The 13,682-nt window shown below is 65.4% G+C and carries 14 protein-coding genes; 3 read left to right on the top strand and 11 right to left on the bottom strand.

What is annotated here, in order from left to right:
* Positions 1-110: 110 nt before the first annotated feature.
* The gene (locus tag U5A65_RS40385) at positions 111-341 is read right to left on the bottom strand and encodes a hypothetical protein (RefSeq protein WP_321918004.1); all 231 of its coding nucleotides are present in this window, start codon (positions 339-341) and stop codon (positions 111-113) included.
* Positions 342-481: 140 nt separating this feature from the next.
* On the opposite strand from U5A65_RS40385, the gene U5A65_RS40380 reads away from it, so the two are divergent.
* Positions 482-919: a hypothetical protein gene (locus U5A65_RS40380; protein WP_321949668.1), complete on the top strand. Its 438-nt coding sequence runs from the start codon at positions 482-484 to the stop codon at positions 917-919.
* Between the two features lie 64 nt (positions 920-983).
* Here U5A65_RS40380 and U5A65_RS40375 read toward each other — a convergent pair whose 3' ends face one another.
* The 5 genes from U5A65_RS40375 to U5A65_RS40355 form a co-directional block, all read right to left on the bottom strand.
* The gene (locus U5A65_RS40375) at positions 984-2,027 is read right to left on the bottom strand and encodes an ABC transporter permease (RefSeq protein ID WP_321949666.1); all 1,044 of its coding nucleotides are present in this window, start codon (positions 2,025-2,027) and stop codon (positions 984-986) included.
* 4 nt (positions 2,028-2,031) lie between these two features.
* A complete protein-coding gene (locus tag U5A65_RS40370) occupies positions 2,032-3,060 on the bottom strand; it encodes an ABC transporter permease (protein ID WP_321949664.1) in 1,029 nt (342 codons plus the stop codon).
* A 44-nt stretch (positions 3,061-3,104) separates the two neighbouring features.
* Positions 3,105-4,706: a sugar ABC transporter ATP-binding protein gene (locus U5A65_RS40365; RefSeq protein ID WP_321949662.1), complete on the bottom strand. Its 1,602-nt coding sequence runs from the start codon at positions 4,704-4,706 to the stop codon at positions 3,105-3,107.
* 14 nt (positions 4,707-4,720) lie between these two features.
* Positions 4,721-5,755, bottom strand: a complete 1,035-nt coding sequence (locus U5A65_RS40360; protein ID WP_321949660.1) for an ABC transporter substrate-binding protein — start codon at positions 5,753-5,755, stop codon at positions 4,721-4,723.
* Positions 5,756-5,928: 173 nt separating this feature from the next.
* The gene (locus U5A65_RS40355) at positions 5,929-6,993 is read right to left on the bottom strand and encodes a LacI family DNA-binding transcriptional regulator (RefSeq protein WP_321949658.1); all 1,065 of its coding nucleotides are present in this window, start codon (positions 6,991-6,993) and stop codon (positions 5,929-5,931) included.
* A gap of 229 nt (positions 6,994-7,222) precedes the next feature.
* On the opposite strand from U5A65_RS40355, the gene U5A65_RS40350 reads away from it, so the two are divergent.
* Positions 7,223-8,245 (top strand): aldose 1-epimerase, encoded by a 1,023-nt coding sequence (locus tag U5A65_RS40350; protein ID WP_321949656.1) that lies wholly within the window; start codon positions 7,223-7,225, stop codon positions 8,243-8,245.
* Positions 8,246-8,260: 15 nt separating this feature from the next.
* Here U5A65_RS40350 and U5A65_RS40345 read toward each other — a convergent pair whose 3' ends face one another.
* Positions 8,261-8,572 carry a hypothetical protein gene (locus tag U5A65_RS40345; protein WP_415766509.1) on the bottom strand — a complete coding sequence of 104 codons (312 nt, stop codon included), beginning with the start codon at positions 8,570-8,572 and terminating at the stop codon, positions 8,261-8,263.
* A 216-nt stretch (positions 8,573-8,788) separates the two neighbouring features.
* Here U5A65_RS40345 and U5A65_RS40340 point away from each other — a divergent pair, with 216 nt between their 5' ends.
* Positions 8,789-10,147 carry an MFS transporter gene (locus U5A65_RS40340; RefSeq protein ID WP_321949654.1) on the top strand — a complete coding sequence of 453 codons (1,359 nt, stop codon included), beginning with the start codon at positions 8,789-8,791 and terminating at the stop codon, positions 10,145-10,147.
* A 67-nt stretch (positions 10,148-10,214) separates the two neighbouring features.
* On the opposite strand, the gene U5A65_RS40335 is transcribed toward U5A65_RS40340, so the two are convergent.
* The 4 genes from U5A65_RS40335 to U5A65_RS40320 form a co-directional block, all read right to left on the bottom strand.
* Positions 10,215-10,568, bottom strand: a complete 354-nt coding sequence (locus U5A65_RS40335) for a DOPA 4,5-dioxygenase family protein (protein WP_321918000.1) — start codon at positions 10,566-10,568, stop codon at positions 10,215-10,217.
* An 86-nt stretch (positions 10,569-10,654) separates the two neighbouring features.
* Positions 10,655-11,431 (bottom strand): ATP-binding cassette domain-containing protein, encoded by a 777-nt coding sequence (locus U5A65_RS40330; RefSeq protein ID WP_321949651.1) that lies wholly within the window; start codon positions 11,429-11,431, stop codon positions 10,655-10,657.
* A complete protein-coding gene (locus U5A65_RS40325) occupies positions 11,428-12,402 on the bottom strand; it encodes an ABC transporter permease subunit (RefSeq protein ID WP_028209006.1) in 975 nt (324 codons plus the stop codon). The genes U5A65_RS40330 and U5A65_RS40325 overlap by 4 nt, the downstream gene beginning before the upstream one ends.
* Before the next feature lie 19 nt (positions 12,403-12,421).
* Positions 12,422-13,402, bottom strand: coding sequence for an ABC transporter substrate-binding protein (locus U5A65_RS40320; RefSeq protein WP_321917982.1), 981 nt, complete (start codon positions 13,400-13,402; stop codon positions 12,422-12,424).
* Positions 13,403-13,682: the final 280 nt, after the last annotated feature.

Genomic DNA, 13,682 nt, shown 5'->3' with positions numbered 1-13,682 from the left:
GGCGAAGGGGGCGAATCTTAGCGCCACGAGCGCGCGCCCGCAAGCCCTTTTTCATCGACTCAAGCGAAAAGAGGCGCAGTGCGCCCCTTCTCACTGAACGCCACTAGCGCTCATGACTTCGGATCGGCCTTCGCCGGCGGGTCGAACATCGCCTTGCATGGCGGCGAAAGCTCATCGTAGTGCTGCTTCATACACGCTGCGATCTTCTGCTTGTTAGGAATCGCGCTCGCGCAAAAGTGGAATGCATCGCCACGGCATGCGTGTTCCTGCTCGTCGCGCGTTTCGCCGCTGCTCGCAATCGCAAACATCAGGCACGCCAGCAAGGCGCCCGCTTTCATCATGCGATCGAACGGTTTGCTCATGGCGTTCTCCTCGTGATGAGTAGTCCGGCGTCATCCTGCAAGCGCTATTCCCGGCACGTCGCTTGCAGCACTGCCCTCACTTGCCACGATGAGGCGCTGCTCTCACGCAGCGAAACGCCATGAATCTACCGATCACCAGGATACTCGCGCTTTGCTCGGCTATTGTCATACCAGGCGTCCCCCTGGCCGCTCATGCGGACGACAGTGCAAGCCCCTGCGCAGCGCTCAAGCGTATCGTCGCGGCTGCACCGCAGCATTTCGCTGCATTGAGTCCTGATGACGGACGCGCCGTCGCGCAGCCCTATGGCGACGACGCGCAATGCGCAACGAGCGCCGGGAGTTTTCAGTGCGTCTGGAGCGCACGAGACGCTGGGTCGGGGACCAATGCACTCGAAGGCGTGGGGGCCGACATCGCCTCATGCCTTCCCGACGCAACCCACGACGTGAACGCGCCAGGCCATCAGCACTTCTATCTGGGACAGCGCGGCAGCCGGACCGAGATCACAGCACAGACCGATGGCTCAACGCGTGTGAAGCTGAGCGTCTCCCATCAATAAACCTAGCCCGAAGCCGAATGGGTTCGACAACGCATGCGAAACCGGCAGATCAAGACGCCATCCACTAAGAGCCCGCGGCCGCGCGCCGCCGCGTCACGCCTGCAGTTCGCGCGGCGCCATGTCGGCGCCCAGTCAGCACGGTCTGCACAATCACCGCGGCAAGCAGGAACGCGCCGCTCGCGAGGTTCTGATAGTAAGGGCTCAGCGTGCCGACCTGATTGATCACGTTGTCGATGACACCGAGCAGCAGCACGCCGGCCAGCGGTCCGGCCATCGTTCCCACGCCGCCCGTGAGCAACACGCCGCCGATTACGGCCGCGGCGATCGACTGCAATTCATAGCCAGTGCCCGCTCCCGGCAGCCCCGAGTCCAGATGCGAGGCCAGCAGCGCCCCCGAGAGGCCGGCCAGTGCACCGGACAATCCGTAGGCGAGTATCTTCACCCGCTCCACGCGTACGCCCAGCATGCGCGCCGCCTCTTCGTTGCCGCCGATCGCGAAGATCGCGGCGCCAAAGCGCGTGTGGTTGAGGAGCGCGCCCCCGAGCGCATAAACGATCACCAGCACCCAAATGAGATTGTTGACGCCCAAGATCGAGCCATTGGCGATGCGCGCGAAGAAACCTGGATTGGCGATGAGCAGATCCTGGCTCGCGAGCACGAGCGCGAGCCCCTTGAGCCCAAGCAACGCGGCGAGCGTGACGATGAACGGCGCCATGCGCGCGCGGGCGATCAACACGCCGTTCACCAGACCCACGACGAATCCGGCAGCCACCGGCGCGAGCAGCGCGGCGCCCCACCCGTAAGGCGCTGCATAGGCGGCCAGGACCGTGCCGAGTCCGACCATCGACCCGACGGAAAGATCGAATCCGCCCAGGATGATGACGATGCTTTGCCCCACGGCCACGAGCCCGAGAAACGCGCCGTTCGCGGCGATGTCGGCGAGATTCGCGGGGCGCAGGAAGTCGGGAAATACCATGCCGGCCACGAGCGCGACAACCACGAGCATCGCGATCGCCCCGCGCGACTGCACGAGCGCGATCAGTTGTGCGCGCCGGTTCGCGCTCGGAGCGGCGGCGGTTTGCGCCGCCGATTGTGTGGGCTGTTGCATCGCTTCAGCCTCCCGAGCGTTGCAGGTAGAGCGCGACGACGATGAACACCGCCTTGAGGATCTGCGCGTAAGTGAAACTGATGTTGTTCATGATGAAGCTCGCGTCGAGCACCTGAAGCAGCAGCACGCCGAACACCGCGCCGACGATCGAGATGCGTCCGCCCGAAAGCGGCGTGCCCCCGATGACCGAGGCGGCGATCGCATCGAGTTCGAAGTTCACGCCAACGTAGTTGGGATCGGCAGCGCCAAGCCGCGACGAAGCGAACACGCCGGCGAGTCCGGCAAGCGTGCCGCTCACCGCATAGACGAGAAAGAGCGTACGCCGCACGGGAATGCCCGCGAGGAACGCAGCACCGCGACTCGCGCCCACGAGGATCGCGTAGCGCCCGAAGGTCGTGCGCCGCACCACGAATGCCACCACGACCGCGAGCCCGAGCGCGATCAGCATGACCATGGGCAGTGGGCCAACCGCGCCCGCGCCGAGCAGATCGAACGCCGGGGTGTCGGGCAGATTCACGCGTGAGCCGCCCAGGAGCGCCTGCGCGAGCCCGCGTGCGGCGACCAGCAAGGCAAGGCTCGAGATCAGCGGATCGATGGCGAGCAGCGCCACGAGGAACCCGTTGCACAAGCCGACTACGGCGCCCACCGCGACCGCGCCCACGAGCGCCGGTCCCACGCCATACGGCAGAAACACGGCGATCGACGCGCTGGCGAGCGCCATCACCGATCCCACGGAGAGATCGATGCCACGCGTCGCGATCGCGAGATTCTGGCCAAGCGCGATCAAGACGATCGGCGCGGCCTCGAACAGCAGGCTGCGCGCCGCGAAGGGATTCGAGAAGCCAGGCGTGATGATCAGATTGAAGACCACGAGCGCGGCAAGCGCGAAGTACACGCTGTGCTCGCGCAGCACGTTACGCCAGGTGTGCATGCGCGACGCGGCGCCGGGCACAGGCGAGACGGAGCGGTTCGAGGAATTCGAAGGATTCGCGGGGCTCAAGCTTGCCTCGTTCGATTCAAGGTTGGTCGCCATCGGAACTGTGGTCGTGGATTGTGGCGGGGTTGGTGCGGGGTTGCTCACGCAGTGCCGTCGCCGTGGTCAGCGCCATCGCGAGTTCCAGCACCGGCCAGCACGGCGAGCACGTCGTCGGGGTGAGCGCCGGCGGTTGGCATACCGCCCTCGGTCGCGCCTTCGTTGAGCACGACGAGGCGGTCGGTCAGCGCAAGCAACTCCTCCATCTCGGACGACGTGACCACCACCGCAAGCCCCTCCCGCGCCAGGTCCTGCACGACGCGATGTACCTCCTCCTTCGCCCCGACATCGATGCCGCGCGTGGGATCGTCGAGCAGCAGCACCGTCGGGCGGGTCGAGAGGCAGCGCGCAATCAGCGCCTTTTGCTGATTACCACCCGAGAGCGTCGTGACGAGCGCGCCGGGACCGGCCGTCTTGATGCCGAGCCGTTCGATCGACTCGCGCACCACCTGCGCCTCCTTCGCGCGCGAGATGAAGCCAAAGCGCGATATGCGCGGCAGCAGGCTCGCGACGATGTTCTCGCGCACGGAGAGACTGGGAAAGATGCCTTCCGCGCGGCGGTCTTCGGAAAGGAAAGCGAGACCGCGACCGATCGAGCGCGCCGGGCTCGCATGCGTGAGCGCGCGGCCCGCGATATCGACTTCGCCGCCATCGGCCTTCTGCGCGCCGAAAATCGTCTTGAACGTTTCCGTGCGGCCCGAGCCGAGCAGGCCGGCAAGACCGACGATCTCCTTGTGAGCCACCCGTAGCGACACGTCGCGCACGCGATTGCCCCACTGCAAATGATCGACGGCCAGCGCTGGCGTGGCATTGGCATCGGCGTCGGCATTGCCCGAGTGCTCGGCCCACGCATGCTCGCCCGCGCTTTCGCGACCCAGCATGGCTGCGATCAATGCCGCGCGCGGCAGTTCTTCGGGCGTGCCCGTGCGGACCACGGCGCCATCGCGCATGACCGTGAAGCGATCGCACAGCCGGTAGCATTCGGAGAGCCGATGACTCACGAACAGCAGCGCAATGCCCTCGGCGCGCAGGCGATCGACGACTTCGAACAGGACGTCCACTTCCGCACCGCTCAGGGCCGAAGTGGGCTCGTCGAGGATCAGCACGCGCGCGCCCAGCGAAACGCCGCGCGCAATCGCCACCATCTGCTGCGCGCCGAGCCCGAGCGAACCGAGACGCGCGGCCGGGTCAACCGCAAGCCGGTAGCGCTGCACGATGTCGGCGGCGCGCTCGAGCATGCGCTTCCTGTCGATCAGGATGCCGAATCGTTTTGGTTCGTGGCACAGAAAGATATTGTCCGCCACGCTGCGCTCCGGTATCAGGTTGATCTCCTGATACACGGCGCACACGCCTGCCCCTTGCGCCGCGCGCGGACTGTCGAACGCGACGCCCGCGCCGTCGAGCGTGAGCGCGCCCGAGTCGGGCTGATGAAAGCCGGTGAGGACCTTGATCAGCGTGGACTTGCCCGCACCGTTCTCGCCCACGAGGCCGTGCACCTCGCCCGCGCGCAGCGTGAGCGAGACGTCGCGCAGCGCGCGCACCCCGCCGAAGGTCTTCGAAACGCCGTGCGTTTCGAGCACGGCGCGCGGGGTGGCCGTAGCGGGATCGGCGCGATTGGTGCGATTGGCGGGGACGCTCGTCGTCATCGTGCAGGCGCGGCTCAGTAGACCTTGCCCTGCGCGAGCGACGGCTGCGCGTTGGTCCGGTTGAAGAGCGCGTCGTCCATGATCTGCTTTTGCGGCACCGGCTTGCCGGCGAGATAGTCTTCCAGCGACTTGAAGGCGAGCGGACCGAAGCGCGGGTTCGTCTCGACGTCGGCGGCGACGATGCCGTTCGAGATATCCGTGACGATCTCCTTCGTGCCGTCGATCGAGACGATCTTCACGCCGTTGAGCTTGCCGGCCTGGCGCAGCGCCTTGATCGCGCCGACCGTCATCGTGTCGGCGTGGGTGTAGACGGCGTTGACGTCCGGGTGCGCGAGCAGGATCTGCTCCATCACCTTCTGCGCCTCGGTCGTTGACCAGTTCGCGGTTTGCGCGGCGACGATCTTCATGCCGGGATAGGGCTTGAGGCCGTTCGCGAAGCCATCTGTGCGCTGGCTTTCCACCGTGTTGCCGTAGCCGCCCTGGATCTCGGCGATGATCGCGTTGCCGCCCGTGGCGTCGGCCAGCGCCTTCGCCGCGCGCTCGCCCTGCTTGTAGAAGTCGGAGCCAAGGAACGTGATGAAGTCGTCGCACACCGTACCCGCCGTCTGCCTGTCGATCGTCACGACGGGAATGCCCTTCGCGCGCGCCTGGGCGAGCGCGGGCTGCAGGCCGGTGGAATCATTGGGCGCAATGATCAGCGCCTCGGCGCCCTGATTGATCATGCTTTCGATATCGGCGACCTGCTTGGCCTGATTGGCGTTCGCGTTCGTATAGAGGAGGCGCTTCACGCCGGCTTCCTTCGCCGCCGCGCGCACCGAGGCGGTTTCGGTCGCCCGGAACGGATTCTGCTCATTCTCCGACTGCGAGAACCCCACCACCATGTCGCTGAGCTTCTTGCCGCCCGGCTTGGGATTCGTGCAGCTCTCGCTGGAATTCGACTGGACCTTTTGTGCGCCGTTGTCGGACTGCGCGTAGGCGCTCGCGGCGAACGCGCTCGCCAGGCAAAGACCGGCGGCAATGAGGGCGGACTGGATTCGTTGATGACGCATGGCTGTCTCCTGTCGGCCGGAGTTAGTGCTTCAGCACTGACTCCGGCCTGAATGACACGATCGGCGCAGGCTTTCGGCCCCACCGCGGCTTTTTTTGTCTTTCTTGTTCCATTGGCGCCGCACCAGACCCGACGCCAAATAATCACGGCCACCGCTTCAACTAATATTACCAGTCAATTTTCAGAGATATTAATGAGGGTATTCACGGGGGAGGGAGAGACGGGGCCGGGCGCACACACCGAGGCCCGTTCGATAAGCGGCCCGTCGAGCTTCACGGTGCGGTGGCGCACCGGCGCGCCGGCGCTGCGGTTCTGCTCTTCCTGCAGCAGCGTCTCGACGGCCCAGCGCCCAAGCTCGTAGTTGGGCAGCACGACGGTGGTGAGCGGAGGATGGGTGTGGCGCGCGATTTCCTGGTCGTCGTAGCCCATGATCGAGACGTCTTCGGGCACGCGCAGCCCGAGTTGCTTGAGCGCCTCGATTGCGCCGATCGCCGTCAGGTCGTTGGCGCAGAAGATCGCCGTGGGCGGATTCGGCTCGCGCATGAGCGAGAGCGTGAGTTCGAAACCCTTGCCGGAACTCCAGTCGCCGTCACGCACGAGGCGCTCGTCGAACAGCAGATCGGCGGTCGCGAGCGCCTGGCGGTAGCCCTTCAGGCGGTCTTTCGCGGCGTCCTGCCAGGTTTCGCCGTTGATGAAACCAATACGCCTGTGTCCGGCCTCGATCAGGTATTCAGTGGCCGTATGGCCGCCCGCCACTTCGGCCGGCACGACCGAGGAAAGCGCGTGATCGGACGCGTAGCAGTTGAGCAGCACCGCCGGCACCTTCAGCAGCGCGGGCGGCACCGTGACCTTGCGCGTGTACACGGTCGCGTAGATCACGCCAAGTACGTTCGGCATGGCAAGCGTTTGCAGGACCTGCTGCTCCATCTGGGCGTTGCCGTGCGTCGAGAACACCGCGAGCAGACAGCCGTTGTTCCAGGCGGCGTCGCGCGCGCCGTCGATGCTCACGACGGGGTGCGGGCTCGTCGACACTTCGTCGGCGAGATAGACGATGAGATTGCGCTCGCCCGCCGGGGCGGGGGTCTGCACCGCGCGGATCGGCAACTGGTAGCCAAGCGACTGCGCCACTTCGTGCACCTTCAGGCGTGTCGCCTCCGAGAGCTTGGCGCCCACCGCGCCGTTGAGCACGAGAGAGACCGTGGATTGCGACACGCCCGCGGCCTTCGCGATGTCGGTCATGGTCGGGCGGCGTTGCGTCGATTTTTTCATCGGATGTGAGGGGGACTGCGGAAGGGCTGCGCGGCGCGGCGGCGCGCGCTCGGGGCCGCGCTGTTGGCCCGAAGCGTAGCACTAATAATTTGGACCATCAATTGGCGTATGTCACCATTTTTTTGGATTCATCATCGGCGATTTCAACGCCTATATTATTTTTTATTAGTAATAAAACGATTCGCCGGAGAATGCTCATTTGACTGCCCGATCGAACCCCTCGCCGCCCCCGGAACTCGCTTTCGACGCCGCCGCGCTCGACGACGGTCAACTCGTCACGCTTGCCCATGGCGATGCGCGCGTACTCGTCGCGCCGCACGTGGGCGGCTCGATCGCCGCGTTCTACGACACTTCCGGCGGAGCCCCGGCGTCACACTGGCTGCGCCCGGCCACGCGCGCCGCCATCGACGCACGCGACCCGCTCGGCATGGCGAGCTTTCCGCTGATGCCGTACTGCAACCGCATCCGCGACGGACGATTCCGCTTCGAAGGCGAGATGATCGACTTACCGAGCGGCACCGGCGCGCTGCGCCACGCGCTGCATGGCCACGCCTGGCGGCGGCCCTGGACGGTCGAGGCGCAAACGGCCGCTACGCTCACACTGCACTTCCTGCATGAGCCGCACGAAGCGCATGAATCCCACGTTTCGCGCAAAACCGATTCCCACGCCGGGACCGGCTGGCCGTTTCGCTACGAAGCGCGCCAGCATCTCACGCTCGACGCCAGCGGCCTCACGGTGCGCCTGTGGGCCCGCAACCTGGCCGCGCGGCCCATGCCGTTCGGCCTCGGCCACCATCCGTACTATCCGCGCCCGCCTGGCACACGCATTGCCGCGCGCGTGCGCGCCATGTGGGAAATCGACACGGAAGTCCTGCCGGTTTCGCTCAGCGCCCACCCGGCCGTCGACGCGCTGCAGGCCGGCCTGATCGTCGACGACTTCGATCTCGACAACAACTTCTCCGGCTGGCGTCGCGAGGCGGTCATCGAATGGCCGCACGAAGGCCGGCGTCTCGCACTGCGCGCGAGCACGCCGCTGGACTTTTTCGTGGTCTTCTGCCCGCCCGGTTTGCCATACTTCTGCGCTGAGCCTGTCAGCAATACGACGGACTGGCTCAATCTGCGCCACGAAGGAACGGTGAAGCGTATCGACGTGGGCGGCACCGTGCTCGCCCCCGGCGAAACGCTCGAAGCCCAGCTTGCCTGGCAACCCGAGCGCACCTGAAGCGGAGTACAGCGCTCACATGCCCGCACCGTTTCGCACGCCCGCCAACGGCGCGCCGTAGCCGCCCGCCTCGGCGTTATTCGGGTGGCCGTTCGCGAGTTGCCCGCGCGGATCGGTGGGGCCGACCGGCATTTCTCCGGCCTGGCGATTGCCATGGGTCGGGTACTCGCTGCCGGGCTGCGCATTGGGCATCAGTGCGAGGCTGTTTTGCGGCGAGCGCAGGTTGTCATTCGGCGCCAGTTGGGCAACGGCATAGCCGGGCGCGCCTGCGAGCATTGCGCAAGCCATGAGGCACGGCATGGCCGCGTGGGCGAAGAAAGGCTTCATCTGGTACTCCTTGTCGCGCAACGCGACACGCTTGCAGCACGCGCATGCTCGCCGTGCTGCTTTCAGGCTAGCAGACAGACGCCTGCCGCGCCCAATGACGCTCTCCTGCAAACACCGCGCAGCGGTTACTATTCGAGGTTGTAAGGCAAACCAGAAAAAGCGGCTCGCCATAGCGGGCCGATACAACGACAACCTCAGTCGACAGGAGACAAAACCATGGACCAGCCGCGCGCCGTCGACGTCCAAACCTTCCTCAACGAACATCCGTTTTCGCCGTTCCAGTGGTTCATCTTCGCGATGTGCTTCGTCATCGTCCTGCTCGACGGTTTCGACACGGCCGCGATCGGCTTCATCGCGCCTTCGCTGCTCGGCGAATGGGGCATCGCCAAGCCCGCGCTCGCACCCGTGCTGAGCGCGGCGCTTTTCGGCCTCGCTTGCGGTGCGCTCGCGTCCGGGCCGCTCTCCGACCGGCTCGGGCGACGCGCCATGCTGGTCGGCTCGGTGCTGCTGTTCGGCGTGACCTGCCTCGGCTCGGCGTTTTCCACCAGCATCGGCGAACTCACGTGGCTGCGCTTCATTACAGGCGTCGGCCTCGGCGCCGCCATGCCCAATGCGGTCACGATGATGGGCGAGTACTGCCCCGACCGGAACCGCGCCACCGTGATCAATCTGATGTTCTGCGGCTTTCCGCTCGGCGCGGCTTGCGGCGGATTTCTCGCGGCATGGATGATTCCGCACTTCGGCTGGCGCAGCGTGCTCGTGCTCGGCGGCGTGACGCCGCTCGTGCTCGCCGTGCCGCTCTTCCTGCGCATGCCGGAATCGGTGCGCTACATGGTGGCGAATAACCGGCCCGCCGAGCGTATTCGCGCCGCGCTCGCCCGCATCTCGCCCGACGCCGCCAAAGCGCAGGTCTTCACGATGACGGAGCACGCCCCGCAAACTGAAAGCAAGGGCCTTGGCGTCGTGCTTTCGCCGATGTACCTCGTCGGCTCGGTCATGCTGTGGGTCGCGTATTTCATGGGGCTCGTGATCTTCTACGCGTCGATCAACTGGATGCCGCTCCTGCTCAAGGACTCCGGCCTCACGGCCTCGAGCGCCACGCTGATCTCGGCTCTCTTCCCGCTCGGCGGTGTGGGCGCGGTGCTGAGCGGCATGCTGATGGACCGCTTCAACGCGAACCGGATCATCGCCGCGTGCTACGTGCTGACGGCGGTTTCGGTTTGGCTCATCGGCCAGGCGGCGGGCAGCGTGGCCCTGCTCGTGCTCGTCGTGTTCGTGGCCGGCGTGCTGATGAACACGGCGCAATCGTCGATGCCCGCGCTCGCCGCCGCGTTCTACCCCACCCAGGGGCGCGGCACCGGCGTGGCCTGGATGCTCGGCATCGGCCGCTTCGGCGGTATTGCGGGTTCGTTCCTCGTGGCCGAGCTGACGCGCCGGCACTTCACGTTCGCGGGCATTTTCGCGACGGTCGCCGTCGCCGGTCTCATTGCCGGCGCGGCGCTGCTGATCAAACAGGCCGCGTGGCCGCAGGAGAGCGGATCTGCGGCGGCAAAAACGGAGTCATTCGGGCACTGAAGCCCGCGTGAGGGTCGGGCATTGCGCCTTGCCGCCGGGCTTGCGGGCGGCGCAATGCTCGCAACAATCAGCCGCCGAGCGCGCCGAGATTGAGCGTGTGCGAATGGCCGATCCACACGGCGGCATCGCGATGGTCACGCAGGGCATCGGTCGTGTTCGGATGCACGAACACGTCGAGTGCGCCGTGATTGAGCGTGAGCCATTCGATGACCGTCATGAAGCGCTCTCGCGGTATGGCGAGCTGATACGACCACATTGGATGCGGCCCAACCGGGCGTTCGTGAAAACGGCCAATTTGCACGATCTCGCCGAAGCGGGCTTCAATCGCCTCGCGCAAGGTCCATGCAGCGTCGCGCGTAGCCGCGTCGAAATAGACGTGCGCGTGCCAGCTCGTTATATCGGCGGGATCGAGGTAGTTCATGGCGGGAGCAGGACTGCGGTGATGGTTCGATCCGACATTGTCCATCGAATGCGCGCGCGGCGCAGGCAAACGCACCACGCAATGTATCAGTGCGCGCCGTTTGAGTACGTGTCGCCCACCATCAGCCGCACGATCTCATCGCCATCGGTTTCGGCCACGCACCGCTCGCCCGCCACTTCGCCGCGCCGCAGCACGACGATGCGCTCAGCCACGGCGAAAATATCGTGCAGGTTGTGCGAGATGAGAATCACCGCCACGCCCTGGGCCTTGAGTCCGCGAATCAACTCCATCACCTTGCGTTGCTCGGGAACGCCGAGCGCCGCGGTAGGTTCGTCCATGATCAGCACGCGCGCGTTCCAGTAAATCGCACGCCCTATCGCGATGGCCTGGCGCTGGCCGCCCGAGAGCATTTTCACGGGGCCCGTGAGCTTGCGCGGCGGAATCACGATATCGAGTCGCTCAAGCACTTCGCGCGCCACCTCCGCCATGTGCGGCCGGTCGATCAGCTGCAAGCCGAGTCGCCGTCGCACGGGCTCGCGGCCGAGAAAAATGTTGCTGCCCACGTCGAGATTGTCGGCGAGCGCGAGATCCTGATAGATGGTTTCGATGCCCTGCGAACGCGCGTCCTGCGGATCGCGCAATTGCAGCGGGCGTCCATCGAAGTGCAAATCGCCCGCATCGGCGCGATAAACGCCCGAGAGAATCTTGATGAGCGTGGACTTGCCAGCGCCGTTGTCGCCCGCAAGCGCAAGCACTTCGCCCGGCATGAGGCGCAGCGAAACGCGCTTGAGCGCCTCCACGCCGCCAAAGCGGATCGACACGTCGCGCGCCTCCAGAATCGGCGTGGCGCTCGCGCTGCTCATTGCGCGCCTCCGAGCCGATCCTTGTACTGGTCGATCAGCACCGAAAGAATGATGACGATGCCGACCACGATGAATTGCCAGAACGCGTTGACGTCGATGAACACGAGCCCGAATTCGATCACGGCGATGATGAGCGCGCCGATCAGCGTGCCGATGACGTTGCCGGTGCCGCCAAAGAGACTCGCGCCGCCGATCACGACCGCCGCGATCGAATCGAGCAGCATGGGTTCGCCCGCATTGGCTGCGCCCGCGGCGAAGCGTGCCGTGTAGACGATGCCGCCCACCGCCGCGAAAGCCGCCGCGATCAGATAGATCGCGAACAGATGGCGGCGCACGTTAATGCCCGCGCGCACCGCCGACTGCGGATTGCCGCCTATTGCATAGGTGTACTGGCCAAAGCGCGTTTGCGAGAGCACGAAGTGCATGATGACGAGCAGTACGGCCGTGAGGATCACGGGCGTCCAGCCGCTGCCGAGCCACGCGAGCCCGGGATTGTTGACGGAGACGGTCATGCCGCTGCCCGCGGCGAGAAAACCCACGCCGCGCGCGACGCCATACATGCCGAGCGTGCCGATGAACGCGGGTACACCCAGGCGTGCGATGAGGACGCCATTCACGAAGCCCGGAATCAGGCACACGAGCACCGTGAGCGGAATCGACATCAACAAGATCCACGGCGACTCGCCGCCGGGAATCGTGAACTGCGCCACGCACACCGCCGCGAGCCCCATCACGAAGCCCACCGAAAGATCGATGCCTGCAGTGATGATCACGAAAGTCTGGCCGATGGCAAGCAAGAGCGGTGCGCTTGCCGCGAGCCCGATCGACTGCAGGTTGTACGCGTTGAACACGAACGACCGATGCGCGGAGATGCGCGCCCACGCCTCGAAGAAGACAAGCAGCGTGCCGAGAAAGAGCCACGGCCAGACCTTGCTGACGAGCGCGAGCCTGTCGAGTCGTTTGTCGTTCATGTGGCTCTGTTCGCGTGCCTTAGTTCGAATAGATGTACTGCTTCATCTCCGGCTTGTCGATGTTCGACTTGTCCAGCACCACGAAGCCCGTGCCCTTGTAGATGGGAATCTTCTTGCCGTGGATGGCGTCGCCGGCGAACTTCACGGCTGTATAGCCCATTTCGTCGGGAAGCTGCGCGATGGCGATATCGACGAGGCCGCTCCTGATCTGCTCGTCGATGCCCGGCACGGCGTCGAACACCACGACCTTCACCACGCCCTGCTTGCCCGCGTTCTTCACGCCTTGCGCCGCGCCCGCGCCCGAGAACGTGTTGGCGCCGAACACGCCCGCGAGATCGGGATTGCGCGCGAGCACCGCCGCGACGTGCGAAGCGGCGCGATTGGCGTCGTCCTCGTTGTATTGCGTCTCCAGCACCTTGATGTTGGGGTGCTTCTTCATCTCCTCCATGAAACCTTGCGCGCGCGCGTCGGTGCTGGAGATGCCCGGCTTGTTGTTCTCGCAATAGACGGTGCCCTTGTCGCCAATCGCCTTGGCGAGCGAGCGCGCCGCTACCCGGCCACCTTCCAGGTTGTCCGAAGCGATATAGGAGAGCGGGAAATCGGCGTCGCCCTTGCCGGTTTGATAGTGGCCATCGCCAATATAGGTATCGACGGTGATGACCTTGATGCCGGCGTCGGCGGCTTCCTTGAGCGGGCCAATGAGCTGCTGCTTGTCGACAGGCGAGACGAGCAGCACGTCGGGATGCTTCGCGATGAACGCCTTGAGGATCGGCACCTGCTCCGTGGTGTTCCAGGCCTTCGGCACCTGGAACAGCAACTGGATGTTGTCTTCCTTCGCCGCGCGCTCCGCGCCGCGATGCATCGTGAAGTAGAAGGGATCGGTGACGCCGGGCAGCAGCGCAACGACGGGATGCGCCGCATCCGCGTGCGCCAAGCCGGGCAGCGCGCCGGCGACCAGCGTGGAAAGAGCCATCAGACAGCCAAGAGCGATGCGCAACATGTTTGTCTTCCTCCAGGTGAGTCCGACGCACGGCGCCCAATCTTCCCGAGGCGACCACGCCCGGCAGCAGTGGCTCAGTATACTGACGCGCACTGCCGCGGGGCCTGGTGTTTTCCTGCACTTTCTTCGCTGTTTATGCGCTACAGATGCAGACGTCCCGATTGGTGGGACGACTGACTATTTTCATTGCAGGAACAACCGGTACGCCGGATTGCTCGTCTCTTCCCAATGCGGATAACCGAGCGTGGCGAGGAAGCGGCGGAATTCGGCGTCCTCGGCT

This window comes from Paraburkholderia sp. J10-1 (assembly GCF_905220165.1).
GTDB lineage: Bacteria > Pseudomonadota > Gammaproteobacteria > Burkholderiales > Burkholderiaceae > Paraburkholderia.
The sequence above is the reverse complement of the archived record's forward strand: the minus strand, read 5'-3'. Positions and strand labels throughout refer to the sequence as shown.

Coding starts and splice junctions, on each gene's coding strand:
- U5A65_RS40375 (WP_321949666.1), bottom strand. CDS start 2,027: ATGCAACAGCCCACACAATCGGCGGCGCAAACCGCCGCCGCTCCGAGC.
- U5A65_RS40325 (WP_028209006.1), bottom strand. CDS start 12,402: ATGAACGACAAACGACTCGACAGGCTCGCGCTCGTCAGCAAGGTCTGG.
- U5A65_RS40320 (WP_321917982.1), bottom strand. CDS start 13,402: ATGTTGCGCATCGCTCTTGGCTGTCTGATGGCTCTTTCCACGCTGGTC.
- U5A65_RS40380 (WP_321949668.1), top strand. CDS start 482: ATGAATCTACCGATCACCAGGATACTCGCGCTTTGCTCGGCTATTGTC.
- U5A65_RS40345 (WP_415766509.1), bottom strand. CDS start 8,572: ATGAAGCCTTTCTTCGCCCACGCGGCCATGCCGTGCCTCATGGCTTGC.
- U5A65_RS40330 (WP_321949651.1), bottom strand. CDS start 11,431: ATGAGCAGCGCGAGCGCCACGCCGATTCTGGAGGCGCGCGACGTGTCG.
- U5A65_RS40340 (WP_321949654.1), top strand. CDS start 8,789: ATGGACCAGCCGCGCGCCGTCGACGTCCAAACCTTCCTCAACGAACAT.
- U5A65_RS40385 (WP_321918004.1), bottom strand. CDS start 341: ATGATGAAAGCGGGCGCCTTGCTGGCGTGCCTGATGTTTGCGATTGCG.
- U5A65_RS40360 (WP_321949660.1), bottom strand. CDS start 5,755: ATGCGTCATCAACGAATCCAGTCCGCCCTCATTGCCGCCGGTCTTTGC.
- U5A65_RS40355 (WP_321949658.1), bottom strand. CDS start 6,993: ATGACCGACATCGCGAAGGCCGCGGGCGTGTCGCAATCCACGGTCTCT.
- U5A65_RS40365 (WP_321949662.1), bottom strand. CDS start 4,706: ATGACGACGAGCGTCCCCGCCAATCGCACCAATCGCGCCGATCCCGCT.
- U5A65_RS40370 (WP_321949664.1), bottom strand. CDS start 3,060: ATGGCGACCAACCTTGAATCGAACGAGGCAAGCTTGAGCCCCGCGAAT.
- U5A65_RS40335 (WP_321918000.1), bottom strand. CDS start 10,568: ATGAACTACCTCGATCCCGCCGATATAACGAGCTGGCACGCGCACGTC.